The sequence below is a fragment of the Aeromonas veronii genome (genome assembly GCF_040215105.1).
In the GTDB taxonomy this organism is placed as follows: Bacteria; Pseudomonadota; Gammaproteobacteria; order Enterobacterales; family Aeromonadaceae; genus Aeromonas; species Aeromonas veronii_G.
Genome location: NZ_CP157875.1, coordinates 3,639,646 through 3,663,464, shown reverse-complemented (window position 1 = coordinate 3,663,464; position 23,819 = coordinate 3,639,646). Strand labels below are relative to the sequence as shown.

Sequence of the window (23,819 nt, the reverse complement as noted above, 5' to 3'; positions counted from 1 at the left end):
CATTATATCAACGAGCTGTGCTGGTCACAGTCGAGGGGTTGTCGTTGTCGTTGTTGCTGCTGGCAACGGCAACGGCAACACCGATGGCAGCAGCAGTGGCTACGCCAACGGCCAGGGCACCAGCGGTGATGCCACCGACAGCAGCAGCGCTAGCAGCACCGGCACCGGCAGCAGCGCCACCAGTGCTGGCGCCAGCGCCAGCTGCGACTGCTTCTGCAGCCATGGCCGGGCTGGACAGGGCCAGCAGTGCAGTCATAATCAAAACACTCTTTTGCATATATTTCCCTTATAAAATAAGAATAATAGACAATTGTCTTACTCTATCATGATGGCAAGCCATCATCTTCTGGTAAATTTGCATCCATTATTTTTTGTCATGACGAAATGCAAATCTAACCAAAATTATCATCACCCCCAGCATGCCCCCCAAGAGGGCACCCAATACGACGATGAGTGCACGTTTTGGCTTTATTTTCTCTTCAGCGACAACGGCAGGGTCAAGCACTTTAAAAACATATTCCTGATTGACTTCGGCGAGCATCAAGGTCTTGGTCTGTTCTTCTATCAGTTGATAAAATACTTTCTGCATATCGGCAACGGAAGTCTTGGAGAGTTGTTCGGTCAAATAGGCGATATTGCGTTTTGACTCCTCCTGATCCCGCTGTTTCATGGTGCTGTTGAGATCGTCGATCAACCAGTCCACCCACTGTTTTGCCAGTTGTGGGGAATAGAAGTCGACACTGACGGTCAGTAGCCCGGTTTTGGGATCGCTGTTGAGATTGACCAAACTCCTGAAAGCTTTGATGAGTTCCCAGTCTGTCGGCTCGGGAGACCTGCCGGGCGGCATCTCGCGGACCCACTTTTGGGCCTGGGTGTCGTAGACCTCGGGGTCGATGAGCAGCTCCCCCGTGGTTTTATCCATGCCGGTGACTGCTATCAGGGGGACAGCCAGCTGGTGACGGCGAATGAAATCACCAAGAAATAACCTTGATTTGCCTACTTCGATTGCTATAGATGCTTTATCTCCACCTTTATCGCCAAGATCGACACCTGCCAGGCTAGCCAGACCACCGAAGCGGGAGGCCAGCGCAGAGAGTCCGCCACCTTGTTGCTCAAGAGAGGGCGTCAGGAGCGCTTCGGCACGATAGATGTTGGGGCTCCACAGTGCGAATGCTACAGCTAGGCAGCTGGCAATCAGGGTTGTGGCAAAGAGCCACCACTTGCCGTGCCACAAAGCTATAACCAGTTCACGCAGATCGATTTCATCGCTTACCGGAGCAAGATCCCTCGGCAAGGGAATGACGTTCGCTTTTTGTGCTTCCATGATGATTTGATGAGTCCTATGGAATATGACAGGACGCGTCCAGCGCGTTATTTGATGGCGGACCAGGCGACGCCCAATTGATACATGATCTGGGTCGCCGAAGACATGATGCTCAGGTTGTCCAGATAGTCGGAATCCACCGGCACAATGATGGTGTCCCCCGGCTCCAGACTCTTGCGCCCGCCAAACCAGCTGTCATTGGGCAGCATCACACTGCCGTTGGCCTTGATGACATAGACGCGATCGGTATCGGCTTGCTTCTTGGTACCACCGGCCAGGCTGATGTACTCGTTGATGCTGGTTTCTTCTTTGTAGATATGGGAAGAGGGGAACTGCACCATGCCCGCGATGGAAACCACATTCTGCATGGTCGGGATATAGAGCTTGTCGCCATCTTCCAGCAAGATGTCCGACTGTTTCTCTCCAGCCAGTAGGGCCGGCATGTCGATGGTCATGCGTCCGATGGCCTTGCTGTTCTCCAGTTGGTTGACCACAGTCATGGCTTCGGCTGGAGAGCTGCTGTAGTTGGCAATGGTGCTTTGTCTGCGCAACGTCATGGTCGAGATCTCTTGACGAAGTTCATCACGCAGCATCACCAGCCGCTCTTCTTCCTGCTTGCGCAAAGCCTTGCGGGCGAAGATGGCTCCGTTGGGATTGGCGTAGGTCGTGATGCCTCCCACGCGCTCAATCAGATCGTGCAGGCTCTCCCCTCGGCGTACAGTGTAAGTACCCGGGAATTTCACTTCACCGAAGACCTGGACGGTTGCTTCTTCTCGCCATTGGGGGTGGGGCAGGACGTTGATGTTGTCCTTGGACTGCAGCAGCGGTGAACCATACGGGCTATTGGCTGTGTCTAGAGATAATCGTTCGTTTTGTACCAGGATACTGTCGCCTCGTTCATTGACGCGGGACAGTTCGACAACGTTGGCTTGCTCATTAAAACCACCGGCAGCAAGGATTGCGTCGGACATACGGCTATTATCGGTCAGTGGATAGAGGCCCGGGTATTTCACTTCGCCACGTATTTCCATGATCTTCACCGGCTGGCCCAGGGTGGACTGCGCCTTCAAGCGCTCTATAACGGGAGCCAGAAGTGTTTGGCGCGAATCCGCCACCACAGCATCTGTGGCCGTCTTGTCGGACAGGGAGGAAAGCTTGAGTTGGTTGTCGCCGTTGAGTTCGTCATTTTTGACATCGGCCCCGGTGGATACATCGGTCCTCATCATGGCGGCATTGTTCAGCTCTCGTGATTTAGCCTTGAGATCCGTCACTCTCGTCGAGGTCGCAGCCACCTCTCTGAGGCGGTCAGTGGCATCATTACGGAACACGAGTACCTGATCCCTGGCCTGGAGTACCACATCGTCCTTACTGCCTGGATGCTGCAATGCATTACCCAGGTTGAACTGAAGCACATTGATATTGCGCTGGGAGTCTACTTCCCGAACGACCAGGGCATAACTCAGATCTGTTGCGGAGATAAGGTCCCGCTGAATACTTTTGAGTATGTTGCTGATGCGGGTACCTGGGGTGTAACTGTAGACGCCATCACGGACCACAGCCCCTTTGACGACGATAGCTTGACTGTATTCGGTGCTACTCGGTTTGACCGAAATCTTGTCGCCGTCCCGGATGCTGAACAGACGGTCATGGGCATTGGCCAGCGTCAGGTTGAATACCTTCAGGCCGGTGTCTGTATGACGTTCTACCGAAATCTCCTGCAAGGCGGAGGCCTTTACGCCACCGGCTAAGGTGAGCACGTCTGCAAGCGGCGCCGAATTTCTCAATTCGTAGATGGCGGGGCGCTTGACCAGCCCGCTGATGGACACTTCACTGCCTTTGGCAGGGACGAAGACGGTATCCCCCGCCTGCAGACGAATATCCTGGCTGGTATCTCCCCAGACCAGCATCTTGTACAGATCCACATCGATGACTTTTTGCCCGGCCCGCTTGACCTGGAGCTTGCGCAGGGAGCCGACGGTATCGATACCACCCGCCGCCTGCAAGACCTGGGTGACGGTCGCCATGCCACTGACGTTGTAAGCACCGGGACGATAAGCATCCCCCATCACAAATACCTGCATGGTACGCATGGAACCAAAGCTGATGAAGGAATTGACGCCTATCATCTGCTCCTTGATCCGGACTTCAAGGTCGCTTCTGAATTGTTGGAAAGTCAATCCACTGGCTGAAATAGGACCCAGGCTGGGAAAGTCGATATATCCTTCACGACCGATGCTCAAATCATAAACTGCATTCTCCTTGCCATAAAGCTGCACGTGGATTTCATCACCTGGTCCAAGGACATAGTCATCAGAAACGGGCATGTCGGTCACAGGAGCATCGAGGATGGGTTCTCCAGCGAACACATTGTAACCAAATGGTTGGAGTTCCCCTGGCTGGGCCACCCCTGCAATCAGCGGGCGTTGGGATACCTGGCTATAGTCAACTTCCCGTGGCGCCGCCACCGGTGTTGACGGGGTGACAAGAGTCATGGCGCTGGCATTCTGGAACTGGTCGACAGAAATACCGTATTTCTTTGCCAGAGCTTGCTGCTGATCCGCGGGCAGTCGCTTGAACTGTTCCATCATTTGCGGGCTGATATCTGGTGCAGCGATAGCGCTCAGCGTCACTGCTGAGATCATCCAGGGGATTAGTATAAATTTCATTTAAAGAAAGCCTTGATAAATGTTTTATAGCGATAAAAGTTAAAGTTATTCAGTCTTATTTGGATTTGTTATATAAAATAGTGCGGTTTTAATATGTTGGAAGACATTCCAATGGTGCCATTATGAATGTCAGTTGTGCTGATAGTTTTTATATAGAATTCATGCAGCTAAAAACTGCTATCATAAAAACACTAACGACTCATTAGTTCTATTTAAAACAGACAATGATTGCTGTTTCACCAAGCCTACTTTCAGTCTACCGGTTTAGCTTTGCATGGCACCAGCGTCAATGCCGCTGCTGTGTTAGTGGAAGAATATGGCTGCGCCACGAGTTGCGCTCCAAGCTCGGCCAATTCATTGCGTTTTTAGAAAGTCCATTAGAAGCAGACGAATGAGATAAATGATCCATTTGAATGTTTCAGCACGGAATTAAGAGAGCGTTAGATAGCTAGCGACTACAGTGATGACTGGTAGCGATTGATGTTCTTCGTGAGGCGTTCAGGCTCAAAGGGCTATGTATCGATAACCAAAACAGAACTGTAGACGCACCATGCTAAAGAACGGAACCGCACGAACAAGTTACTGACCTTCTCAATTCATGTACCTAATAAACCGAACAGCGGTATTACAGCCATTCAATGCTTAAGAGTTGCAGGGCTATAGATTCTATTGGAGATTTCACCTGCAAACTCTGCACTCCTCTGAACAGGCCATCACCTATACGAACTGTTCCAACATCTGAAAGGAATAGTGCCTTGTTAGCTGAAAAAACGCTCCTAATGGAAGGTTACCTAGTATGAATTGGTGGATTGGATCGCCACGTGGAACACAACAATCAAATCCAACGGGTACATCTGGGGCATCATTGAATCATCGAGGGAGTCATTCTGACAGCATGTTCAAGAAGGGACGGGAAAAAATATTGAGAAAGCCATCAATTAAAGTGGTGTAAAATAGACAGAGGTCTGAGCAGGAAGCAGCATCAATTGATAATTATCTCTATAAATTCATAGCTACCGCACCCTGGATGATTTTCACAAGGGATGTAACGAGAGTACGCATCTTGCGACGCCAAGTGTCGCAGTTTACTTCATTCTCTCACAAGTTTACTGATGTTTTTAGCAATTGCGTTGTCATTTGAATTCAGGAACGGAATCTATCAAAAGTGTATTTTTTTGCAACAAAAATCACATTCGGGTGATCCTTAGGCATTTTGTTTATAAAAGTAAGATTTCTTCTACAAAAAACAATTGAAAAACAAATTATCTTGATTGTTGTTTCTCAGTTGTATTCCAAGTGTTTCCTTTTTGTGTATTTTTTTTGATTTTTTTGGGGTGTTGACTTTCTTGTGATCTAGGTTCTCATGCTGTGGGTTTGATTGGGTCCACATTGCGTTTGGTTTGGAAGCTGAGAATTTTTTGACAGTATTTAAATATGAATATTGAATGTATATATACTGTATGTGATTGCAACATCTAGAGATGTAAATCTTATAGCAAAAATATCATTCCCATAAAAATATATGTTGTTTTTTGTCATTATAAAATGATCTGGATGATAAATAATGAAGTGAAGATGAATATGACAAGGTATTGGATTTCTTGCTCTCCATATTTATTTTTACAATTTGTGACAATATGGCTAATTTTATTTAATAGTGTAATAGAAACATATTTTTAGCTTCTTCAGCATTGAAGCCTTGTCCTTGAGGGGCGGAGGCCAATCATTTAGGACACGACACTGGGAAATGCAAAAAGGGCAGCCCGCGGGCTGCCTTTTTTGCATGGTGATGGGAGTTAGATGTCTATCTGCGCCACCTGGCGATTAACCTGGCCGGCGAACAGCTGGTGGAAGCGGGAGCCCGGGTTTGCGAGCAGGCTGACCGGCGCCCCCTGTTCCACCACTGTCCCCGCCTCCATCACCACCACCTTGTCGACCGACAGCAGGGGTTCCAGGTGGTGAGCGATGACCAGATAGCTCGCCTCCGGCCGGTAGCGATAGAGCAGCTCCGCCATCTTGCGCATGCCGATGTGATCGAGATCCGAGGTGGCCTCGTCCAGCACGATGAGCGGGCGGCGGGACAGCAGGATGCGGGCGATGACCAGCAGCTGGGTCTCGCCGGCGGAGAGCTGCAACTTGTCGAGATCCTCGTCCAGCCGATCGGCGCAGCGCTCGGCGAGGCCCACCCGGGTCAGCGCCTGCTTCAGGGCCTCGTCGTCCTGCTCGGTCAGCGGCGCCAGGTTGGCACGCAAGGTGCCGAAGAAGGTGAGGGGGATCTGGGAGACGGTGTCGTAAAGATCTCGCACCGCCTCGGGGGCCAGCGCCGAGAGCGGCTGATCGCCGTAATAGATCTCTCCCTGGGCGTTGGGGTACATGGCCTGCATGACCCCGAGCAGCGAGCTCTTGCCGGCGCCGGTGCGCCCGCACACCCCGACCTTCTCGCCGGGGGCCAGTACGAAACTGACCTTGTGCAGGGCCCACTGACTGGCACCGGGATAGCGCAGCCCCAGGTTGTCGAAGCGCACGGCCGGATGGGAGGTGGCGAGAGTCTCCCCTGTCTGGCGCTCGCTCTCTATCTCGCTGTATTCCCGCACCCGCTCCACCGCGTTCATCACCTGCTCCACCTCGGCGAAGTTGCGGATGAGGGAGTTGAGCATGGCGGAGGCGGTGAAGGCGTAGGTAATGGCCACGGCTCCCAGCAGGGAGCTGCTGCTGAAGGCCACCATCAGTGCCACGGCCCCCACCAGGGCGGCGGAAAGCAGGGTCTGGTACATGCCGAGCCAGCGGTTGATGGAGGTGGTGGTGTACCAGCTGCGCAGGTTGTTGTCATAGTGCAGCAGCACCTGATTCAGGGCGAAGCGCTCGGCCCCGGCCAGGCGCAGGGCGGGGGCGCCGCGAATGGTCTCGCTGATGCTGATGTAGAGCGGGGAGCGCAGTACCGATGACTGGCGCCGCAGCTTGAGCTGTACCGCCCGGTAGCGGCGTTGCAGCACATAGAGCGCCCAGCCCACCAGGGGGGCGATGAGCAGCAGCAGGGGCATGTTGATGCCAATGACCACCACCTGCAACAGCACCGAGATCAACATGGCGAACAGCCCCATCAGCATGGAGAGCAGTACCTCCTGGGCTTCCCCCAGATCCCGGTCGAAGCGGTTGAGGATGCGCCCCTGGGGCACCTTGTCGAAGAAGGCCATGGGGGCGCGGCTGATGCGCCCCAGCATGCCGTCGAACAGGGTCCAGGCCAGCTTGAGACCGAGTTTGTAGTTGATGACCCGGACCACCATGATGCAGACGAGGGAGCCGGCCCCCAAGAGCACATAGATGCCGAGCAGTGAGCCGACGTCGCTCACTTCGGATTTGCCACCGAGCCAGAGATCCGAGGCGATGCGCAGCCCCTCCTGGCCCAGGGTGAGCAGCAGGGCGATCAGGATGGCGCCGGGGGCGGCCAGACGCTGCCACATGAAGCCGAACAGCCCCCAGTCCACCTTGCCCTCCACCACTTTTTCTTCGCTGAACAGCTCAGCCTCTTGCGGGGCCAGCGTCGGGGTGGGTTGCGGGTGCACGGCGAGATCCGCCAGCTGGTGGGCATCGAGCTCCACCAACTGCCCCTGCTCGATGCGGATCACCCGATCGCAGCGGGCCAGCACGTCGGGATCGTGGCTCACCAGCAGCCGGGTCGGCCCCGGTTTGAAGGCCAGCCCCTGCTCCAGCACCTGGGCCGAGACGATGGGATCCAATGCCGACAGCGGGTTGTCCAGCAGCAGGATGTCGGCCTTGGCATAGAGGGCGCGGGCCAGGGCGACCCGCTGCTGCTGGCCGCCGGAGAGACGGGTGCCGAGTTCCCCCACCAGGGTCTGATCCCCGTGGCTGAGCAGCCCCAGATCGGCGCCGAGGGCACAGGCCCCGAGCACCCACTGGTAGCGTTCCTCATCCCATTGCTGGCCGAACAGGATGTTGTTGCGAATGCTGTCGTTCATCAGCCAGGGCTTGTGGCCCAGATGGGCGACCCGGCCGTGGCGGCGGATGCTGCCCGCAAAGTCGTTGTCAAAACCGGCGACCAGGTGCAGCAGGCAGCTCTTGCCGGCGCCGGTGGCGCCCGTGATCCCCACCAGTTCCCCAGGTGCTATGGCGAGGCTGATGTCTTGCAGCACGGTTTTTTGTTGATGCTGGGCGGTGACCTTGTAGAACTGCAGGCTGCCGAGCGGCAGGCTGGGGTCAGTGAGATCCCGGTGCTGCTCCGGGCTGTTCAGAAACTCGCACAGGCGGTTGAAACCGGTGTTGAAGTTGATCAGGGTGCGGATGAGATAGGGCAGACGCATCATGGGGATGCGCAGCACTGCGAACAGGGCGATGGTGGTGAAGACCTGGGGCAGGGTCAGACTCTGGCCCGAGGCGAGATAGGTGGTGAAGGTGGCCAGCGTCACCAGGAGCGGGGTGCTCATCATCAGGAAGCTGTTGATGGCATCGAGCTTGAGCACCCGGCCGAGTACGCCGAGCTCCTGCTGGCGCTTGTCGTTGGCGGCCCGGGTGAAGAAGGCCCCGAGGCCGTTCTGGCGCACCAGCCGCAACTTCTTGATGTACTCCGCCAGGATGCCGTTGCGCTCGTCCTGCCTGCGCTTGAGCTGCTGCTCCTGCTGGTTCATGCGGCGCACCACCCGGGTGGAGACCAGCAGCAGCAGGGCCAGCACGGCGAAGCCCACCAGGCCCGCGCTGCCTACCTGCCACACCAGCAGGGCGATGGTGCCCCCCAGTTGCAGGGCCATGGTGAGCGGCATGGCGGGGTCTGCCAGGATCCAGGTGACGTCCCACACGTCCCGGTTGATGAGGTTTTGCACCCGGCCACCGGCCCTGTCGTCAAAGCTCTTGCCGCCGAGCTTCATCACCTTGGCGAGCAGGGACTCCGCCAGCAGCCGCCGGATGGGCACGTGCATCTTGAGGGCCAGTTGCAGCGAATGCTCCGCCAGCATGCCGGATGCCAGCACCGAGGCGAACAAGGCCAGGGCCAATAGCAGCTTGTGACTCGTATCGGCGCCTGCACCGAGCTGGGTCATGCTGTGGTTGAGCAGCCAGGGGCTGGCCAGGGTCGCCAGCATGCCGAGCAGTTGCAACAGGGTGAGCAGACCGATGCGTCCGCGATAGTGGCGCCAGATGAAGGCGGTGATGGGCCAGGGGCGCACCGGGGCCTTGGCGGTGAGGGCGAGGAAGGCATCGGCCCGCTGGTCGCGCCTGTCTTCCGGCAGCAGGGGATAGAGATCGTCGAGGCTGACCTGAGGCTGGCTCAGCCCCTTGCGCAGCAGGGGACCGGTCCAGTGATAAAAGAGACGGCTTAGCCAGCCGGCCGATATTTCCGGATGTTCCAATGGATGTTCCTTATTATTTTGTGCTGCTTCCAGGGGATGGGGCGGCTTATTGTCCGCCCTCTATCGTTATTGTTGGCAGTGGTTGCCTGCCGGGGCTCAGCGATCCCGATTCAGCCGGATGAGCCTGTCCAGGATCTGCTCGCCGTCGACCCTCAGACCGTTGTGCTCGTACTCGTTGGTGATCCAGGCGCGGCTGTTGCCAAGGCCCTTGAGGGTCTCGCGGCAATAGTCGAACTCCACGTACATGTCCTCGGCGTAGACGGCGCAGGCCACCGGCACGGGGTTGCGGGCAAGCTGCGCCGGGTCGTAGAGGGGACCCCAGTCCGCTTTCTGGGCCAGCAGATGGGCGGCCTCTTTCAAAGGGATGAGCTCGCGGAACTGTTCGAACATCCAGGGGAAGATCATCTCGCCGGTGAAGGCGAAATCCTGGCCGGGGGCCCAGTCGAGGGCCGGGAATTCGCGTCTTACCCGCTCGGCCGCCCAGTCGCTGGCGGCGCCTTTGCAGTAGATGGCCTCGTGCAAAATGGCGAATACCGGGTTGGTGTTGAACGGCTGCATGGCTTGCAGCTGATAGAGGAAGGCGGGGTTGAGCCGCTCGCCGATGAAGGCGTCCTCCAGCAGGTAATAGAGCTCCTCGAAGGCGCCGCTGGCCCCGAGATCCAGTCCCTGTTGCTGCAATTGCGCCACCGTCAGCCGTTGGCCGTTAGGCAGGCGCACGTCGTGGTTGTGCAGGTGCTTCGCCAGCCGGTTCGCCATGGCCTGGGCGTGGGGGAAGCGGGCGAAGAAGGCGCGGTTCTTGTCCGCGACCCGTTGATAGGTGGCGCGATAGACTTCGTCCGCACTGCGGCCGATGGGGGCCACGCCGCCGGTGAGGTAGACCTCGTGCAGGCTCTGGGGGAACAGGGAGAGGTAGGTGAGGCTGCAAAAACCGCCGAAGCTCTGGCCGAGCAGGCTCCAGGGACGGTCCGGGCTGAGCTGCTCGCGGATGAGCTCGGCGTCCCGCACTATGCTGTCGGCGCGAAAATGGCTGAGGTAGTCGGCTTGCTGGCGAGGGTTGAGGTGAGTCAGCCACTCGGCGTGGATGGGGCTGGAGTGGCCCGTGCCACGCTGATCGAGCAGCAGTACCCGAAACTCCTGCAGGGCCCGCTTGATCCAGCCGCCGCTGGCACTGGGGCGCGGTGCGCCAAAGCCCGGGCCCCCTTGCAGGTAGAGCAGCCAGGGCAGGTCATCGTCCAGCCTGTCCTTGCGACAGAGGGTGCGACCAAAGAGAGTGAGGCTCGCCTCGTCATCGGGCTGCTGGTGGTCGAGGGGCACGGTGAAGAAGTGTGGCTCGCAATGGATGCCATCCAGCACGTAATGCAAGGGGCTGCTCATCTGGGATCTCTCTGGGATGAAAACGTCGGCCTCATCATAGCCCTGGCTCGCGATCGGGTCACGCCGGTTTTCTGGATTGTTAACGCATTGCTGATAAGGGGTTAGCATCCATTGGTTTCATCCGGCTCATAGCTGAAAATTTATCCGCCAGGGGCCATTGACGAAGGACCCTGGCCGGTCAAAGATGAGCCGCCTGCCGAGGAGGGCAGGGGATGCGCACCCTGGTGCACCAAAGGATGAGGTGGGCTCGATGAAGCCTAGATGGATAAGGTTCAGGAAGAGAAAGAAACCGACGGATCCCGAAGGGGTGTTGCAGGCTGGATTGCTGATGTTCAGCGCCACCTGTGGGGCCACCTTGCTGCTGGCGGCCTGTAACGGCGGCTAGCCATGAATGTAAAAGGCCCGCTCTCCTGAGCGGGCCTTTTACATGGGCCGCACCTCGCTCGTCATCGCCGGACTAGCCTGAAACCCTTTGTCGGCGCGGGTTTGCGGGATGGGAAGGGGGACTGCTATGGTCAAGAGACGGCTCAGTTCATCGAGGGAGGCGATCATGAATAGTCGTGAAAAAGTATTGGCTCATTTGGCCACCGATCACCGGGTGGCAGGATTGACTGCCGGGGAGGCGCTTGCCGGCATCAGCCACTCGATGAGCTCGCTCCTGCTACAGCAGGATCAGCACTTCTTTCGCAGTCATGCGGATGACCCCTGCCACGAGGTGGCGCGGGCCTGCTCCGCCGGACATGTCTGGCACGGGGACGAGAACCGCTATTAGGGAGGCACGACGAGGATGACGAAATGCGAAAAGGCCCGCTCAGATGAGCGGGCCTTTCAAATTTGGCTCCTCCTACTGGACTTGAACCAGTGACATACGGATTAACAGTCCGCCGTTCTACCGACTGAACTAAGGAGGAATTGTTGGTGCCCAGAGACGGAATCGAACCGCCGACACGGGGATTTTCAATCCCCTGCTCTACCGACTGAGCTATCTGGGCAACGGCGCGCATTAAACCTCTTCTGGACTGAGGTGTCAACCACGGGGTGCAGATTGTGGTGCCGTTCGCTCGATAACCGAACAATCCAGCCCCTAGTGGGGGATTTTTACCCTGGCAGAGAGCCAGTGTGCACGATTTTTCAGCCACTTGTCATGAAAAAGGGGGCCATTGGCCCCCATCGTATTGCTCTGCCTCAGTGGCGGCTGACGATGATGCGACCCGTGCTCATGTCCCTGGCCTGACCGGTGACACTGATCTTGAGGCCATATTCGGGCAGCAGCCGGCCTGCGTCCGGGATCGCCTCGCGCTGATAGCTGCGCGAGTCCTTGAAGACCCGGTTGGGCGTCACCCAGAAGTCCCGCAGCAGAGCGCCGCTCGGATGGGTGAGATCGAGGGGGCGCTGGAAGCCTAAGCTGAAGGTGGCATCGTGGATCTGGTAGCGGGTGCCGGCGACGTCGCCGTCGCTCCAGTGCAGGGTGCGCTGATCCCCGTCCACCACCCCGAGGAAACCCTCACCCGGATGCTGGCCGACCCAGTTGTTGCTCTGGCTGTTGTCCACGTACCAGAGCAGCAGGCCCGGCTCGTAGCGTATCAGCTGATCCGCCACGTTGATGTGGGCCAGCCCCTTGTCGACCCCGGCGTGGTTGCGCCACTCGGCGAGATAGTAGTGATCCTTGGCTTCCTTGCCGTTGCTCTGCACGAAACCGGCGAGAGTGAAGGCGCTGCTCCCCTCGGCGCCATCGCTGAGCAGGGTCTCCCCATCGGCGATGACCTGCAGCTCATCCACGAACAGGCCGTTCTCGGCCACACCCGCATCGCTTTGGTATTGCAGGCTGAGGGTGATGCGCTGTCCGGCCCAGGGACTCAAGTCAAAGTCGGCATCGGCCCAGCCGCCGGAATCCCCCGTGATGCCGACCCCGAAGCCGACGCCGTTCGGATCGTCGGTGCGGGTCAGGTTGCCCGGGATGGGCTCGCCGTTGACCAGTACCCTGGCGTAGTCGAAGCCCTCCTCAATCTGGTACCAGGCCTTGAAGCTGAGGCTGGCGCTCTGCCTGCCGCTGAGATCCAGCGCGAGGTTCATGCGGTTGTCCAGGTTGTTGCCCTTGCCGCCGTGGTACTGGTACTGGCCGGCGTAGGGGGGATTGAGGGGGATCTGCTTGGGAGGCAGGTTGATGCGCACCACATCGTCGTTGCGCCCCTTGTCGTTGGCCTGATCCAGCATGTAGACGTTGCCGCGACCGTTCAGCTCGTCGACGTGCACGTTGCTGCCGTGCAGCCAGTTGCCGCCGAGGGAGGCCTGCAGATACTCCTTGGCCCAGGCGGAGAAACCGGTGGGCTCGGTGCCGCCGATCACCCCGGCCCAGGAGCCGGATGACATGATGGACCAGGTCGCCACCGGCTCGCCCTTGCCGCTGTACTTGGTGTCGTACTCGTCCGGTAGCCCCAGATCGTGGCCATATTCGTGGGCGCAGACCCCGGCCGCCGCGTCTATGGGCTGGATGGTGTAGTCGTAGGCCGCATACTGGCCTCCGAAGTTGCCGTTCGGGCTGCTGGTGCCCGGGATGGGGTAGGGGCTTCCCAGGTTCCAGCGGTGGGCCCAGATGGCGTCTTCGCCGAGATCGCCGCCGCCCGCCTCTTCCCCCACGCTGGAGTGGAAGATCATCAGGTGGTCGATGAGGCCGTCCGGCTCGTTGCGATTGCCGTTGCCGTTGAGATCGTAACGATCCTCCTGATCAAACTCGGACAGGTCGATGGTCGGATCCCCGGCCACCTGGATCAGAGCCTCCTTCACCAGCTCCCGCACAGCGGTCTCATCCTTGTTGCTGCCGTAGTAGGTGACGCTCTTCTCGGCGGTATACCAGCCCGCTACCTGGCCGCGCACGCTGTAGCTCTGGCCGGACTGCTGCTCGTAGAACTGGCGCATGGAGATGAACCGCTCGCCGTTCGGGCCCGCATAGCCCTTGGCGGAGAACAACAGATCGTTGTAGTGGGCCGGGTTGTAGTCCGGGTAGTACATCTTGGTGAGCTCCGGGCTCAGGCTGTTCTTCGGGTAGTCGGGGAAGTCCACCAGGATGGCGAGGATCTTGTCCTTGCGCATCTTGCCTCTGTAGGTCTCCTTCTCGATGGACTTGAGCAGCAGGGTGGGCACCCGATCCCCGGGGCGCGCCGTGCCGTTCAGCCGGATCTTCTTGAGGATGGTCTCCCGCACCTTGCCCTCTTTCTGGGCCAGGCTGCCGCTGCTGCCGGGGTAGGTGCGAGCCTTCTCGCGGTAGTAGCGGGCCAGGGCGGCCTGCTCCTGCTCCGGCGAGGCCAGGGTCGGGATGCGGCCGCTCTTCTTGAGCATCTCCAGCACCTTCACCTCGTCGGCAAGGGGGGCATCGAAGGGGCCGTGGGCCGGGGCGGCCAGGGCGTGGTTTCCAATCATAAGGGTCGAGCCGACAAGCAGGCTCATTATTGTTTTTTTGGGCATGACTATGTGCTCCTTCACATGATCAAAAAGGGAGCCCACGGGGCTCCGCTTTCCTGACGGGTAGTGATTCACCCGCGTCCCTTGATACCTGCGTGGGGGCGGTTTGTCACTCCGGCGTCGATGGTGAAAGAGACTGCTTTTTTTACGATCCACTGGGTCCGTGCACCATTGCTGGTGTTCATGGTGGCTGGATCTGTTGACGGGGTTTTCAACGCTGGTTTATTGCGCTGTTTGCGCCTTTTTCCGGCCACCACCATTTGGGAGGGAGGGGGCCCGGCACTTATCTTGGGTTGCCGCATTGAGCCGGCCGGGCTCTGCGAGTATGCTTGGCCGCAACTGTGCCCTGGCGGGCGAGTCGCACCCACTGGCGCGGCGCCGCGGCCAGGTGTCGACATCCATCCAAGAGCGTCAGGGGTTTATATGAGTATCAATATGCAGGAGTGGCGCGAAGAGACTACCGCCATCGTCAACGAGCTGCTGGCCGACGGCAGCAATCCGGATGTGGACTACGAGATCGAGCACCACTTCGCCTGCCAGGATTTCGATCTGCTGGAGAAGGCGGCGGTCGACCTGTTCAAGGCTGGCTTCGAGGTGACCGATGCCGAAGAGATGGAGCTGGATGACGGCGCCACCATCTTCTGCTTCGATGCCACCGTAGAACGCAAGCTGGAGATTGAACCCATCCTGGCCGACATCGAGAAGATGCTGCCCATCCTTGAGAAATACGGGGTGGATTATGACGGCTGGGGCACCTACTTCCAGGAGTAAGGTGCGCATCCCAACCTTGCCGGGAAGACGCTGCCCACTTGCTTGCAAAAGACGGGGCGGAGGACGACGGTTGGGGCACCGGCTTGCAGGAGTCAGCGTGTCACTGTCGCCCTCTGCCAACGCAACAAGGCCACCCTCGGGTGGCCTTGTTGCTGTGAGCGTCAGCGCTGGGGTAACTGGTAGCTGAGGGCAAACTCGTCGGGAGGCAGGGGGCGGCTGAACAGGTAGCCCTGCAGGCGGTCGCAACCGGCCTGGGCCAGCCAGGACTGCTGTTCTGGCGTCTCCACCCCTTCGGCGGTGATCTTGATGCCGAGCTCGTGGGCCAGCCCGATGACGGAGCGCACGATGGCGGTGGTGGCCTGGTTGGTGGCCAAGCCCTGGGTGAAGCTCTTGTCCAGCTTGAGGGTCGCGACCTGCAGCCTCGGCAAGTAGGCCAGCGAACAGTAGCCGGTGCCGAAGTCATCGATGGCGAGGTGAAAGCCCGCCTCGATCAGACTGGCGAGGTTGCTCTCGATCTCGTCGGCATTCTCCATCAACACCCCTTCGGTGATCTCCAGCTCCAGCTGCCAGGGGGCGAGGCCGTGGCGCTCGATGCAGGCGAAGATCTGTTGGCAGAGCTCGGGATCGCGAAATTGCAGCGGCGACAGATTGACGGAGAGCACCAGATCCGGCGCCACCTGTTGCCAATGGGCCAGCTGGGCGCAGCCCTGCTCCAGCATCAGCTGGCCGAGTTGGCCGATGAGGCCGAGCTCTTCGGCCAGGGGGATGAACTCATCGGGAGAGATCATCCCCAACTCGGCGTGGGGCCAGCGGCAGAGCAGCTCGGCACCGTGCAACTTGTTGTTGTGGGTGCAGATGATGGGCTGATAGACGGCGGTCAGCTGGGCCGACTTGATGGCAAGGGGCAGCTGGGCGGCGATGAGCTGGCGGCGCCGGAGTTTGGCATCGAGTTCGGGGTCGAACAGCGTCCAGTGCTGCTGCTGGCGTTTGCCCTGGGCGAGGGCCGCCTCGGCGTGGCTCAGCAGGCGCTCGGCATCCTTGGCCTTGCCGTGGGCGATACCGAGGAAGACCGGGATCTGGATCCTGTGCTCCTCCACCTGATAGGGGATCATCAGCTCCTGCTGCAGGTTGCGGCCCCAGTCGCTCAAGGGGATGGGGAGCTCCGGCAGCAGCAGGGCGAAGTCATCGGCGGCGACCCGGCAGAGCAGGGAGTTGGGAGGCGCCAGTCGCTGCAGGCGGCGGGCCACCTGGCTCAGCAGGCGATCGGCGACACGGATGCCGAAGCGATCGTTGATCTCGCGAAAATGTTGCAAGTCCAGCAGCAGCAGGCTGGCCTTGCGGGCGCCCAGATGACGGCTGGTCTGCAGGAAGTGGGAGAGTTTGAGCAGGCCGGTGAGGCTGTCGTAATGCTGCTCCTGCTGCAACTGGGCCTGGGTGGTGCGCAGCCCCGTAATGTCACGGCCCAGGGTGAGGATGCCGAGGGCGTTGCCCTCTTCGTCCGGCACCTCGATGCGGGTGATCTCCAGATGGCGGCCCTGACCCTCCGCATCCATCAGACAGTACTCGCCCTGTCCCATGGTCTGTTTCACCGGCAGATGCGGCGTGACGCGATGGCCGATGGCCTCGCTCGCCGTCAGCCCCATGAAATCGAGGAAGGCCTGATTGCAGTCGATGAGCACCCCTTGATGGTCTTCCAGCCGGATGAGATCCGGGATGGCATCCAGCAGGCGGCGTTGCAGCAGCTGTTGCTGGCGGAAGGTCTGCTCCAGCTCCTTGCGCTGATCGATGGCGCTGACCATGCCAAACAGGGCGAGGGGATTGCCCTGCTCGTCATAGAGGGGCACCTTGTGGATCTCCATCCAGCTAGTGTGCTCGCCGCTATGACAGTGGAGCTGCTGGTGGAGCAAGGGGTGGCCCTCGGCCAGCAGACGTTGATCCTCCTCCCTGAACAGATCTCCCCACGGCATCTCGGCATCCGTCTTGCCGATGAGTTCGCTGGGGTGCTGCAGCCCGGCCTCTTGCGCGAATATCTGGTTGGCGAACAGGTAGCGTCCGCTGGCATCCCGGCAAAAGATATTCATGGGCAACTGGTCGATGATCTGCTGGAGCAGAGCCAGGTTGAGCGAGGAAGGCACGTGGGCGTCCACCGGGGAGATTTCGAGCAAATCTATGATAACAAGCCAATTTTGTAAAGCTTGGGTTAATGGCGATCATTTGTGCCGATCCCTGCTGACAGCCTGTCGCGCCGGCCTCATAATAGCCGCCGATTGGCCTGTGGTGGCCTTATGGACGAGAGAAGCAGCATGAAGAAGATAATGGGGGGCGCCCTGGCCCTGTTGATGGTCGGTTGTGCCAGTGACAACAACGGTGGCGAGCAATATCGCTATACCCCGCCGGTTGCCAAGGCGACCAACAATACCCAGGAGATGCAGATCCCGGTGGATCTGGTGTGGGCCCGGGCCGAGAAGTGGTTTGGGGATCACGGCCTCAACATCGAGAACAGCCAACGTGGTTCCGGCCTGATGACCGCCAACGTTGAGAACTCGGCCGACGGCCTGGAGTGGCTGGATTGTGGCACCATGGGCTCCAAAGTGGCGCTGGGCAACCCCAATCTGCAGATCAACCTGATCATCACCCAGAGCGGCAACAACAGCGTCGCCACCGTCAACGTCAAGGGCAACACCCAGCTCTATTTCGTCGAAGGCTCGGGTGAACGGGTACTGGCTCCCTCCATCACGCCGGTCTGCGTCTCCCGCGGCAGCCTGGAACAGAGCCTGTTCGCAACCCTCAGCAACTGATCCCGCTCACCGGACAGCCTGACGATCACAGACCCCGCTGCGTGCAGCGGGGTCTTTTTTTGCCCGTCACTCCCCGAAGGCCGGCCCCTGCTGGCGAAACTTGCCTGGGGCGAGCCCGGTGGATTGCTTGAAGGCCTTGGCAAAAGCCGCCTCGGACTGATAACCCACCCGCTGGGCCACCTCGCCGATGGGCAGGTGATCCGGCTGGCGCAGCAACTCCGCCGCCCGCACCATGCGTACCCGTACCATGAACTCCCAGACGCTGCACCCCAGGCGCTGGCGGAAATGGCGAAAATAGGTGGCACGCGACATGGCGGCCAGGGTCGCCAGTTCGTCCACGCTCCAGGGATGGGCGGGATTGGCCAGCATGGCTTGCAGGGAGCGACCCAGCCGCGCATCCTGCAGGGCGCCGATGAGGCCAAGCGCCCCGCCGGGATCGCTGGCGTGGGCGCGCAGCCCCATGGCCAGCAACACCTGGCTCAGGGCCGTCAGCACGGCGCTCGAGCCTTGCTGCTCACGGGTCAGCTCCTGGCGGATCAGGGCGAGCACCAGGGCCAGCGCCTCGCGGGACTCGCTGGCCAGCAGGGGGATGCACAGTGGGCTTGGCAGGGCGTCCAGCAGCAGGGGGCGCAGGGGGCCCTGGTAATGAAACTCGCCGCACAGAAACTCCACCTCATCCCCTCCGTCGCCACGAACGGGCAGCAGGCCTGCGTCATCTTCGATGTCCGCCAGGGGGTCGCCGCCCCGCCAGATGGTGTGGGGCTCCCCCCCCGGCAGCAGCAGCAGTTCACCCGGTTGCAAGGTCACCTCCTGACCCTGTTGGGTGCTGACCCGGATCTCCCCCTTCATCAGCAGATGAAAGGGCATGACCCCGCTCGGACTCTGCGGGTGGGGGAGGGCGAAGCCGCCGCGATAGAGGCAGCGCACATCGAAGGAGCCGCGGATCCCGGCCTGGCCGATCAACTGATCTATGTCACTCATGATTCGATATGGTGTTTATTTGCGTCCTTTAAGTATTAATTGAATCACCCCTAGATGCAATACTGGCTCCATCGAACGGGCAGGTGCCCGTTCACCCCAGAGGAGAGTCAAGATGCAAGATTGGGCACAATACCGTAAAGAACTGACCGGCCGCGTGATGGAGCTGGGCACCCTGAGCCCGGATACCCTCAAGGGTTATCAGCTGCTCTCATCCGCCGGCAGCAAGGAGGGTGTCCTGGATGGCAAGACCCGCGAGCTGATCTCCCTGGCGGTGGCGGTCACCACCCGCTGCGATGGCTGCATCGCGGTGCACGCCGAATCCGCCCTCAAGCAGGGCGCCAGCCGGGCGGAGATCGCCGATGCCCTGGGCGTTGCCATCGCCATGAACACCGGGGCCGCCATGGTCTATTCCGCCCGGGTATTGGACGCCATAGATCGCTGAGGTGTCCCGGCAGCCTCGACGTAGCCAGCGTCTTGAGGCCGCTGTTTAGCGTTGATTGAGTAATCCAGCCTGTTGTTTGCCACACCCTTTCGGGTGTGGCTTTTTTATGAGGCGCCCAATAAAAAGCCCCGGCAGGAGCCGGGGCTTGGATAGGTGCTGTGGCGCTCAGGGCTGCAAGCCGCTGTCACCGTGGAACAGCGCCTGTTCACCGGATTTGAGCACATAACCCTTCCAGGGGAAGAGCTGGTAGCGACCGCCCTGCCAGGAGTGATTGCCCTCTTCCCCCTGACGCACCAGCCGGACCTGCTCGCCATCAGGCAGGGTCAGCTCGGCCTGGCTCTGATCGCCGTTGAACAGCACGAAGGCGCTGCTGGTCTCGCCGGATGCGAGGGGTTGCAGGCGGATGGCCTGCTCGAACAGCCGTACGCACTGGTTGGTCAATGCCGACCACTGGTAACCGGCGCTGGCACGGCAACCGTGGTCATCCTGATCGTTGCCCACCAGGGGCTGGGTCGGGGTGCTGCAGGCCGCCAGCAGCAGGGAGGCGGCCATCAGGGTCAGGGTACGCATGCTTACTCCTTGAGATCCCGTTCGATGACGATGTTGGAGAAACCCAGTTCCCTGAAGTAGTTCTCCTGATAATCCTTCACGCTCTTCTTGTCACGGCGGCACACCTGGGCCAGCTGGGCTTCCATGGCGTGGAAGCTGGCAAGGTTGATCCCCTCGGCATGGGCGATGGCGTCGTAGATGCTGTTGAACTTGTCGTTGGCATAGCCAATTTCTTTGGCCTGCTTCTTGTAGGTGTAAGTGATCTTAAAGGCCATCTGGGGCTTCCTTCTGTTTCGCCTGCTTGCGCTGGACGTAGAGATAGAGGCTCTCTACCTTTTCCCGTGCCCAGGGGGTCTTGCGCAGGAACTTGAGGCTGGATTTGATGCTGGGATCCTGGGTGAAGCAGCGGATCGCGATCTCCTGGCCCAGTTTTTCCCAGCCATAATGGGCCACCAGGGCGGTGACTATCGCCTCAAGGGTCAGCCCGTGCAGTGGATTCTTTGGCTGGGCGGCGCTTTTCTGGTCACTCATTCTGCAGATGCCAGCTTGGCGAAGGGTTGTCCCATGCGGGTCGTCACGCCGTTGGCCAGATGAGGCTCGAAGCCTGCCAGCATGCCGGGGCCAAACAGGCAGACGACGGTGCTGCCGAGCTTGAACAGGCCCATCTCGGCGCCTTTTTGCAAGGTGATGGCCTCATCGCCGCGATAGTCCCAGCGCACCACTTCCTTCTGCTTGGTCGGCGCTATGTTGCCAGCCCAGATGGTTTCGATGCTGGCGACGATGGTGGCGCCGACCAGCACCAGGGCCATGGGGCCGTGAGGGGTGCGGAAGGTGGCGACTACCCGCTCGTTGCGGGCGAACAGGTTCGGCACGTTTTCGGCGGTGAGCGGGTTGACGGAGAAGAGATCCCCCGGCACGAACACCATGCTCTCCAGCACGCCGTCCAGCGGCATGTGGATGCGGTGATAATCCTTGGGGGCCAGGTAGATGGTGGCAAAATCCCCATCCTTGAACGGCGCCACCAGATCCTCATAACCCCCCAGCAGCTCGCGGGTACTGTAGTCGTGGCCCTTGGCCTGGATGATGCGGCCCTGATGGATGGGGCCGAGCTGGCTGACGGTGCCGTCCACCGGCAGGGCCAGGGTCATGGCATCGTCTACCACGGGACGAATACCGGGCTTGAGCTCACGGGTGAAGAAGGCGTTGAAGCTGGCATAGTGAGCCGGATCTTCGTGCAGGGCCTCGCTCATGTTGACCTGGTACTGCTTGATAAAGGCCTCGATCACCTTGGTGGTGAGGTTGCCGGCTTCGGCAGCCGCGAGCTTGCCCACCAGGCGGGAGAGGGCGTGTTTCGGCAGGCAGTATTGACCGGCAATTTTCAGGTTGTCAGTGATGCTCATGATCTTCATCTAAGGAATGAGTTGAATGGGTCACAGCCGGGCTTGTTGCCGACCGTGGCGGGCTTCCTGCATGGTTTCCAGGATGCGGTGATAGTTGTGGAAGCGATCGGCGCTGATGTCGCCGCGCTCGACCGCCGTGCGCAGGGCGCAGCCGGGGTCATCCTTGTGGGTACAATCGCGGAACTTGCAACCACCCAGGTAGTCGCGAAACTCGACGAAGCACCAGGTGATGCGATCCGCCTCCAGATGCCAGAGCGCGAACTCGCGGATCCCCGGGGAGTCGATGAGATCGCCACCGCTCGGGAAGTGGTAGAGCCGCGCCGTGGTGGTGGTGTGCTGGCCGAGGCCGGAGTTTTCCGAGATCTCGCCGGTGAGCACGTCCAGCCCCGGCATCAGGGCGTTGGTGAGGGACGACTTGCCGACCCCGGACTGGCCGACGAAGATGCTGATCTTGTCGGTCAGGGCCGCCTTGAGCTCTTCGAGCCCCTCACCACTCTCGCAGCTCACCAGCAGCACCGGATAGCCGAGCTTGCGATAGGTGGTGAGTTGCTCCTCGATGCGCTCGCGAGCGGCGGTATCGAGCATGTCCACCTTGTTCAGCACGATGAGGGGAGCGATCTCCACGTCTTCCGCCGCCACCAGGTAGCGGTCGACGATGTTGGTGGAGAACTCCGGCATCACCGCCGAGACGATGATGATCTGGTCGATGTTGGCGGCGATGGGTTTGACCCCGTCGTAGAAGTCCGGCCGGGTCAACACCGAGTGGCGCGGATGCACCGCCTCGATGACGCCGGCGGTGGCGGCATTGAGGCCGGGACGCCAGACCACCTTGTCGCCGCACACCAGGCTGCTGATGCTGCTGCGGCGGAGGTTGCTGCGGTGAATGGCGCCATCGCTCGCTTCCACGTCTGCGTGCTGGCCGAAACGACTGATCACCACCCCTTCGATGGCGGGGCCGAACAGGGTGTCATCCACCACAGTGCTGTGCTCTTTTTGCAGTCGCCGCTCGCGGTTGGCCTGGACGCGCCTTTGTTGACCCAGATTGAGTTTTGCTTTCTTTGCCACGGGGTTTGCCGGTTTATGAACAGATCCAAAGCCAGTATGATACATGCAAATTGGCAAAATTCCGCCATTCCTCCCAATAGAGAGAGCAATCATGACAGTCAGCGCGCAGAACCTGGTATGGATCGACATGGAGATGACGGGCCTGGACCCCGAACAGAACGTGGTACTGGAGATCGCCACCATCGTCACCGACAAGGACCTGAACGTGCTGGCGCAAGGGCCGGTCATCGCCATCCACCAGAGTGATGAAGAGCTCGGCAAGATGGATGACTGGAACGTCAACACCCATACCAAGAGCGGTCTGGTGGCCCGGGTCAAGGACAGCGAATATGACGAGGCAAAAGCCGTGGCCGAGACCCTCGACTTCATCCGCCAGTGGGTGCCCGAGCGTACCAGCCCCCTGTGCGGCAACAGCATCGGCCAGGATCGCCGCTTCATGGTCAAGCACATGGCGGATCTGGAAGCCTTCTTCCACTACCGCAACGTGGATGTCAGCACCATCAAGGAGCTGGTGCGTCGCTGGCAGCCTGAACTGCTGGATCAATTCAAGAAAAGTGGCTCCCATCAGGCCCTCGATGACATCCGCGAATCCATCGCCGAGCTGCAGTTCTACCGCGCTCACGTCTTCAAAATCTGAGCCGGCAGCAAGGGCTTGCCATCGCCCGGTTGCTAAAATCGGCAGTTCGGCCAGCTTTTGAGCGAACGGCCGCAGGGTGGCAAAAAAGCCCTTGCAATTGGAATGACTGCTCTTATAATTCGGCTCCCGTACAGTAGCGCAAGCAACCAAATGCTGTACGGCCGTTTTAAGGTAATTGCGGGAATAGCTCAGTTGGTAGAGCACGACCTTGCCAAGGTCGGGGTCGCGAGTTCGAGTCTCGTTTCCCGCTCCAAAAATTTGCCGATGATGTTCCGATGCGGGAATAGCTCAGTTGGTAGAGCACGACCTTGCCAAGGTCGGGGTCGCGAGTTCGAGTCTCGTTTCCCGCTCCAATCATCAGCAAACACCTCAAGACAACCTGTGTAGCGGGAATAGCTCAGTTGGTAGAGCACGACCTTGCCAAGGTCGGGGTCGCGAGTTCGAGTCTCGTTTCCCGCTCCAAGCTTATTGTTGAAGTACTGCAGATGATATTCCGATGCGGGAATAGCTCAGTTGGTAGAGCACGACCTTGCCAAGGTCGGGGTCGCGAGTTCGAGTCTCGTTTCCCGCTCCAATCATGTGCAGAAGACATCCTGTTGCGGGAATAGCTCAGTTGGTAGAGCACGACCTTGCCAAGGTCGGGGTCGCGAGTTCGAGTCTCGTTTCCCGCTCCAAAGTTGTCTTATCGAAGTGCTGCAAATGATATTCCGTTGCGGGAATAGCTCAGTTGGTAGAGCACGACCTTGCCAAGGTCGGGGTCGCGAGTTCGAGTCTCGTTTCCCGCTCCAATCATGTGCAGACGACATCCTGTTGCGGGAATAGCTCAGTTGGTAGAGCACGACCTTGCCAAGGTCGGGGTCGCGAGTTCGAGTCTCGTTTCCCGCTCCAATCTCTCTTTGAATTCTTCGAATTCAATCTCTCCTCGAAGTCCTCATCCTCCATTTGCATTAGCAATGACATCGCGGCGCGATGATTTGTCGTTTCCAGCGTTCG

Annotated in this window: 18 protein-coding genes and 9 tRNA genes; 12 read left to right on the top strand and 15 right to left on the bottom strand. The window is 59.4% G+C overall.

The features are described from left to right. Positions 1-7: 7 nt before the first annotated feature. The 5 genes from ABNP46_RS16870 to ABNP46_RS16850 form a co-directional block, all read right to left on the bottom strand. Entirely contained in the window at positions 8-256 is a 249-nt protein-coding gene (locus tag ABNP46_RS16870) for a hypothetical protein (protein ID WP_349919362.1), read from the bottom strand. 108 nt (positions 257-364) lie between these two features. Further along, the gene (locus tag ABNP46_RS16865; RefSeq protein ID WP_349919361.1) at positions 365-1,324 is read right to left on the bottom strand and encodes a Wzz/FepE/Etk N-terminal domain-containing protein; all 960 of its coding nucleotides are present in this window, start codon (positions 1,322-1,324) and stop codon (positions 365-367) included. A 47-nt stretch (positions 1,325-1,371) separates the two neighbouring features. Beyond that, positions 1,372-3,990: an SLBB domain-containing protein gene (locus ABNP46_RS16860; RefSeq protein ID WP_349919359.1), complete on the bottom strand. Its 2,619-nt coding sequence runs from the start codon at positions 3,988-3,990 to the stop codon at positions 1,372-1,374. Positions 3,991-5,786: 1,796 nt separating this feature from the next. Continuing rightward, positions 5,787-9,350, bottom strand: coding sequence for an ATP-binding cassette domain-containing protein (locus ABNP46_RS16855; protein ID WP_349919358.1), 3,564 nt, complete (start codon positions 9,348-9,350; stop codon positions 5,787-5,789). A gap of 96 nt (positions 9,351-9,446) precedes the next feature. Beyond that, positions 9,447-10,724, bottom strand: coding sequence for an alpha/beta hydrolase (locus ABNP46_RS16850; RefSeq protein WP_349919356.1), 1,278 nt, complete (start codon positions 10,722-10,724; stop codon positions 9,447-9,449). 550 nt (positions 10,725-11,274) lie between these two features. Here ABNP46_RS16850 and ABNP46_RS16845 point away from each other — a divergent pair. After that, on the top strand, positions 11,275-11,496 hold the full coding sequence (locus ABNP46_RS16845; protein ID WP_349919355.1) for a hypothetical protein: 222 nt from the start codon (positions 11,275-11,277) through the stop codon (positions 11,494-11,496). Positions 11,497-11,559: 63 nt separating this feature from the next. Here the strand turns inward: ABNP46_RS16845 and ABNP46_RS16840 are convergent. The 3 genes from ABNP46_RS16840 to ABNP46_RS16830 all read right to left on the bottom strand — a co-directional run bounded on the left by ABNP46_RS16840 (position 11,560) and on the right by ABNP46_RS16830 (position 14,186). After that, a tRNA-Asn gene (locus tag ABNP46_RS16840) sits at positions 11,560-11,635 on the bottom strand. A gap of 5 nt (positions 11,636-11,640) precedes the next feature. Next, a tRNA-Phe gene (locus ABNP46_RS16835) sits at positions 11,641-11,716 on the bottom strand. Positions 11,717-11,909: 193 nt separating this feature from the next. Then, positions 11,910-14,186: an immune inhibitor A domain-containing protein gene (locus ABNP46_RS16830; protein ID WP_349919353.1), complete on the bottom strand. Its 2,277-nt coding sequence runs from the start codon at positions 14,184-14,186 to the stop codon at positions 11,910-11,912. A 432-nt stretch (positions 14,187-14,618) separates the two neighbouring features. Between ABNP46_RS16830 and rraB the strand changes: the two genes are divergently transcribed. Continuing rightward, positions 14,619-14,954: a ribonuclease E inhibitor RraB gene (gene rraB, locus ABNP46_RS16825; RefSeq protein WP_349922543.1), complete on the top strand. Its 336-nt coding sequence runs from the start codon at positions 14,619-14,621 to the stop codon at positions 14,952-14,954. 161 nt (positions 14,955-15,115) lie between these two features. Here rraB and ABNP46_RS16820 read toward each other — a convergent pair whose 3' ends face one another. After that, positions 15,116-17,089 carry a putative bifunctional diguanylate cyclase/phosphodiesterase gene (locus tag ABNP46_RS16820; RefSeq protein WP_349919352.1) on the bottom strand — a complete coding sequence of 658 codons (1,974 nt, stop codon included), beginning with the start codon at positions 17,087-17,089 and terminating at the stop codon, positions 15,116-15,118. A gap of 168 nt (positions 17,090-17,257) precedes the next feature. On the opposite strand from ABNP46_RS16820, the gene ABNP46_RS16815 reads away from it, so the two are divergent. Further along, entirely contained in the window at positions 17,258-17,752 is a 495-nt protein-coding gene (locus ABNP46_RS16815) for a hypothetical protein (protein WP_349919350.1), read from the top strand. 66 nt (positions 17,753-17,818) lie between these two features. On the opposite strand, the gene ABNP46_RS16810 is transcribed toward ABNP46_RS16815, so the two are convergent. After that, complete coding sequence (locus tag ABNP46_RS16810) at positions 17,819-18,733, bottom strand: AraC family transcriptional regulator (RefSeq protein WP_349919349.1); 915 nt, start codon at positions 18,731-18,733, stop codon at positions 17,819-17,821. Between the two features lie 112 nt (positions 18,734-18,845). Between ABNP46_RS16810 and ABNP46_RS16805 the strand changes: the two genes are divergently transcribed. Then, a complete protein-coding gene (locus ABNP46_RS16805) occupies positions 18,846-19,175 on the top strand; it encodes a carboxymuconolactone decarboxylase family protein (RefSeq protein ID WP_102948417.1) in 330 nt (109 codons plus the stop codon). Positions 19,176-19,340: 165 nt separating this feature from the next. Here the strand turns inward: ABNP46_RS16805 and ABNP46_RS16800 are convergent, their stop codons facing one another. The 5 genes from ABNP46_RS16800 to rsgA are packed head-to-tail and all read right to left on the bottom strand — an operon-like array spanning position 19,341 to position 22,189. Further along, complete coding sequence (locus ABNP46_RS16800) at positions 19,341-19,745, bottom strand: hypothetical protein (RefSeq protein WP_349919347.1); 405 nt, start codon at positions 19,743-19,745, stop codon at positions 19,341-19,343. A gap of 2 nt (positions 19,746-19,747) precedes the next feature. Beyond that, the gene (locus ABNP46_RS16795; RefSeq protein ID WP_349919346.1) at positions 19,748-19,999 is read right to left on the bottom strand and encodes a DUF2960 domain-containing protein; all 252 of its coding nucleotides are present in this window, start codon (positions 19,997-19,999) and stop codon (positions 19,748-19,750) included. Next, complete coding sequence (locus ABNP46_RS16790; RefSeq protein ID WP_349919345.1) at positions 19,989-20,255, bottom strand: VF530 family protein; 267 nt, start codon at positions 20,253-20,255, stop codon at positions 19,989-19,991. Before ABNP46_RS16790 ends, ABNP46_RS16795 begins: the two co-directional genes overlap by 11 nt. Beyond that, positions 20,252-21,124, bottom strand: a complete 873-nt coding sequence (asd, locus tag ABNP46_RS16785) for an archaetidylserine decarboxylase (RefSeq protein ID WP_349919343.1) — start codon at positions 21,122-21,124, stop codon at positions 20,252-20,254. The genes ABNP46_RS16790 and asd overlap by 4 nt, the downstream gene beginning before the upstream one ends. 30 nt (positions 21,125-21,154) lie before the next feature. Then, entirely contained in the window at positions 21,155-22,189 is a 1,035-nt protein-coding gene (rsgA, locus tag ABNP46_RS16780; RefSeq protein WP_349919342.1) for a small ribosomal subunit biogenesis GTPase RsgA, read from the bottom strand. Between the two features lie 91 nt (positions 22,190-22,280). On the opposite strand from rsgA, the gene orn reads away from it, so the two are divergent. The 8 genes from orn (at position 22,281) to ABNP46_RS16740 (ending at position 23,714) form a co-directional block, all read left to right on the top strand. After that, positions 22,281-22,826, top strand: coding sequence for an oligoribonuclease (gene orn / locus ABNP46_RS16775; RefSeq protein WP_349919341.1), 546 nt, complete (start codon positions 22,281-22,283; stop codon positions 22,824-22,826). 177 nt (positions 22,827-23,003) lie between these two features. Beyond that, a tRNA-Gly gene (locus tag ABNP46_RS16770) sits at positions 23,004-23,079 on the top strand. A 24-nt stretch (positions 23,080-23,103) separates the two neighbouring features. Continuing rightward, a tRNA-Gly gene (locus tag ABNP46_RS16765) sits at positions 23,104-23,179 on the top strand. A gap of 33 nt (positions 23,180-23,212) precedes the next feature. Beyond that, positions 23,213-23,288, top strand: a tRNA-Gly gene (locus tag ABNP46_RS16760). Between the two features lie 36 nt (positions 23,289-23,324). After that, positions 23,325-23,400: transfer RNA gene (locus ABNP46_RS16755), tRNA-Gly, on the top strand. A 24-nt stretch (positions 23,401-23,424) separates the two neighbouring features. Then, positions 23,425-23,500: transfer RNA gene (locus ABNP46_RS16750), tRNA-Gly, on the top strand. A gap of 38 nt (positions 23,501-23,538) precedes the next feature. Continuing rightward, positions 23,539-23,614: transfer RNA gene (locus tag ABNP46_RS16745), tRNA-Gly, on the top strand. 24 nt (positions 23,615-23,638) lie between these two features. Beyond that, a tRNA-Gly gene (locus ABNP46_RS16740) sits at positions 23,639-23,714 on the top strand. Positions 23,715-23,819: the final 105 nt, after the last annotated feature.

What these genes read in the sequence shown, in the direction of transcription:
- ABNP46_RS16870 (WP_349919362.1), bottom strand. Translation starts at nt 256, where the DNA reads ATGACTGCACTGCTGGCCCTGTCCAGCCCGGCCATGGCTGCAGAAGCA.
- ABNP46_RS16865 (WP_349919361.1), bottom strand. Translation starts at nt 1,324, where the DNA reads ATGGAAGCACAAAAAGCGAACGTCATTCCCTTGCCGAGGGATCTTGCT.
- ABNP46_RS16860 (WP_349919359.1), bottom strand. Translation starts at nt 3,990, where the DNA reads ATGAAATTTATACTAATCCCCTGGATGATCTCAGCAGTGACGCTGAGC.
- ABNP46_RS16850 (WP_349919356.1), bottom strand. Translation starts at nt 10,724, where the DNA reads ATGAGCAGCCCCTTGCATTACGTGCTGGATGGCATCCATTGCGAGCCA.
- ABNP46_RS16845 (WP_349919355.1), top strand. Translation starts at nt 11,275, where the DNA reads ATGAATAGTCGTGAAAAAGTATTGGCTCATTTGGCCACCGATCACCGG.
- ABNP46_RS16830 (WP_349919353.1), bottom strand. Translation starts at nt 14,186, where the DNA reads ATGCCCAAAAAAACAATAATGAGCCTGCTTGTCGGCTCGACCCTTATG.
- rraB (WP_349922543.1), top strand. Translation starts at nt 14,619, where the DNA reads ATGCAGGAGTGGCGCGAAGAGACTACCGCCATCGTCAACGAGCTGCTG.
- ABNP46_RS16815 (WP_349919350.1), top strand. Translation starts at nt 17,258, where the DNA reads ATGAAGAAGATAATGGGGGGCGCCCTGGCCCTGTTGATGGTCGGTTGT.
- ABNP46_RS16810 (WP_349919349.1), bottom strand. Translation starts at nt 18,733, where the DNA reads ATGAGTGACATAGATCAGTTGATCGGCCAGGCCGGGATCCGCGGCTCC.
- ABNP46_RS16805 (WP_102948417.1), top strand. Translation starts at nt 18,846, where the DNA reads ATGCAAGATTGGGCACAATACCGTAAAGAACTGACCGGCCGCGTGATG.
- ABNP46_RS16800 (WP_349919347.1), bottom strand. Translation starts at nt 19,745, where the DNA reads ATGCGTACCCTGACCCTGATGGCCGCCTCCCTGCTGCTGGCGGCCTGC.
- ABNP46_RS16795 (WP_349919346.1), bottom strand. Translation starts at nt 19,999, where the DNA reads ATGGCCTTTAAGATCACTTACACCTACAAGAAGCAGGCCAAAGAAATT.
- ABNP46_RS16790 (WP_349919345.1), bottom strand. Translation starts at nt 20,255, where the DNA reads ATGAGTGACCAGAAAAGCGCCGCCCAGCCAAAGAATCCACTGCACGGG.
- asd (WP_349919343.1), bottom strand. Translation starts at nt 21,124, where the DNA reads ATGAGCATCACTGACAACCTGAAAATTGCCGGTCAATACTGCCTGCCG.
- orn (WP_349919341.1), top strand. Translation starts at nt 22,281, where the DNA reads ATGACAGTCAGCGCGCAGAACCTGGTATGGATCGACATGGAGATGACG.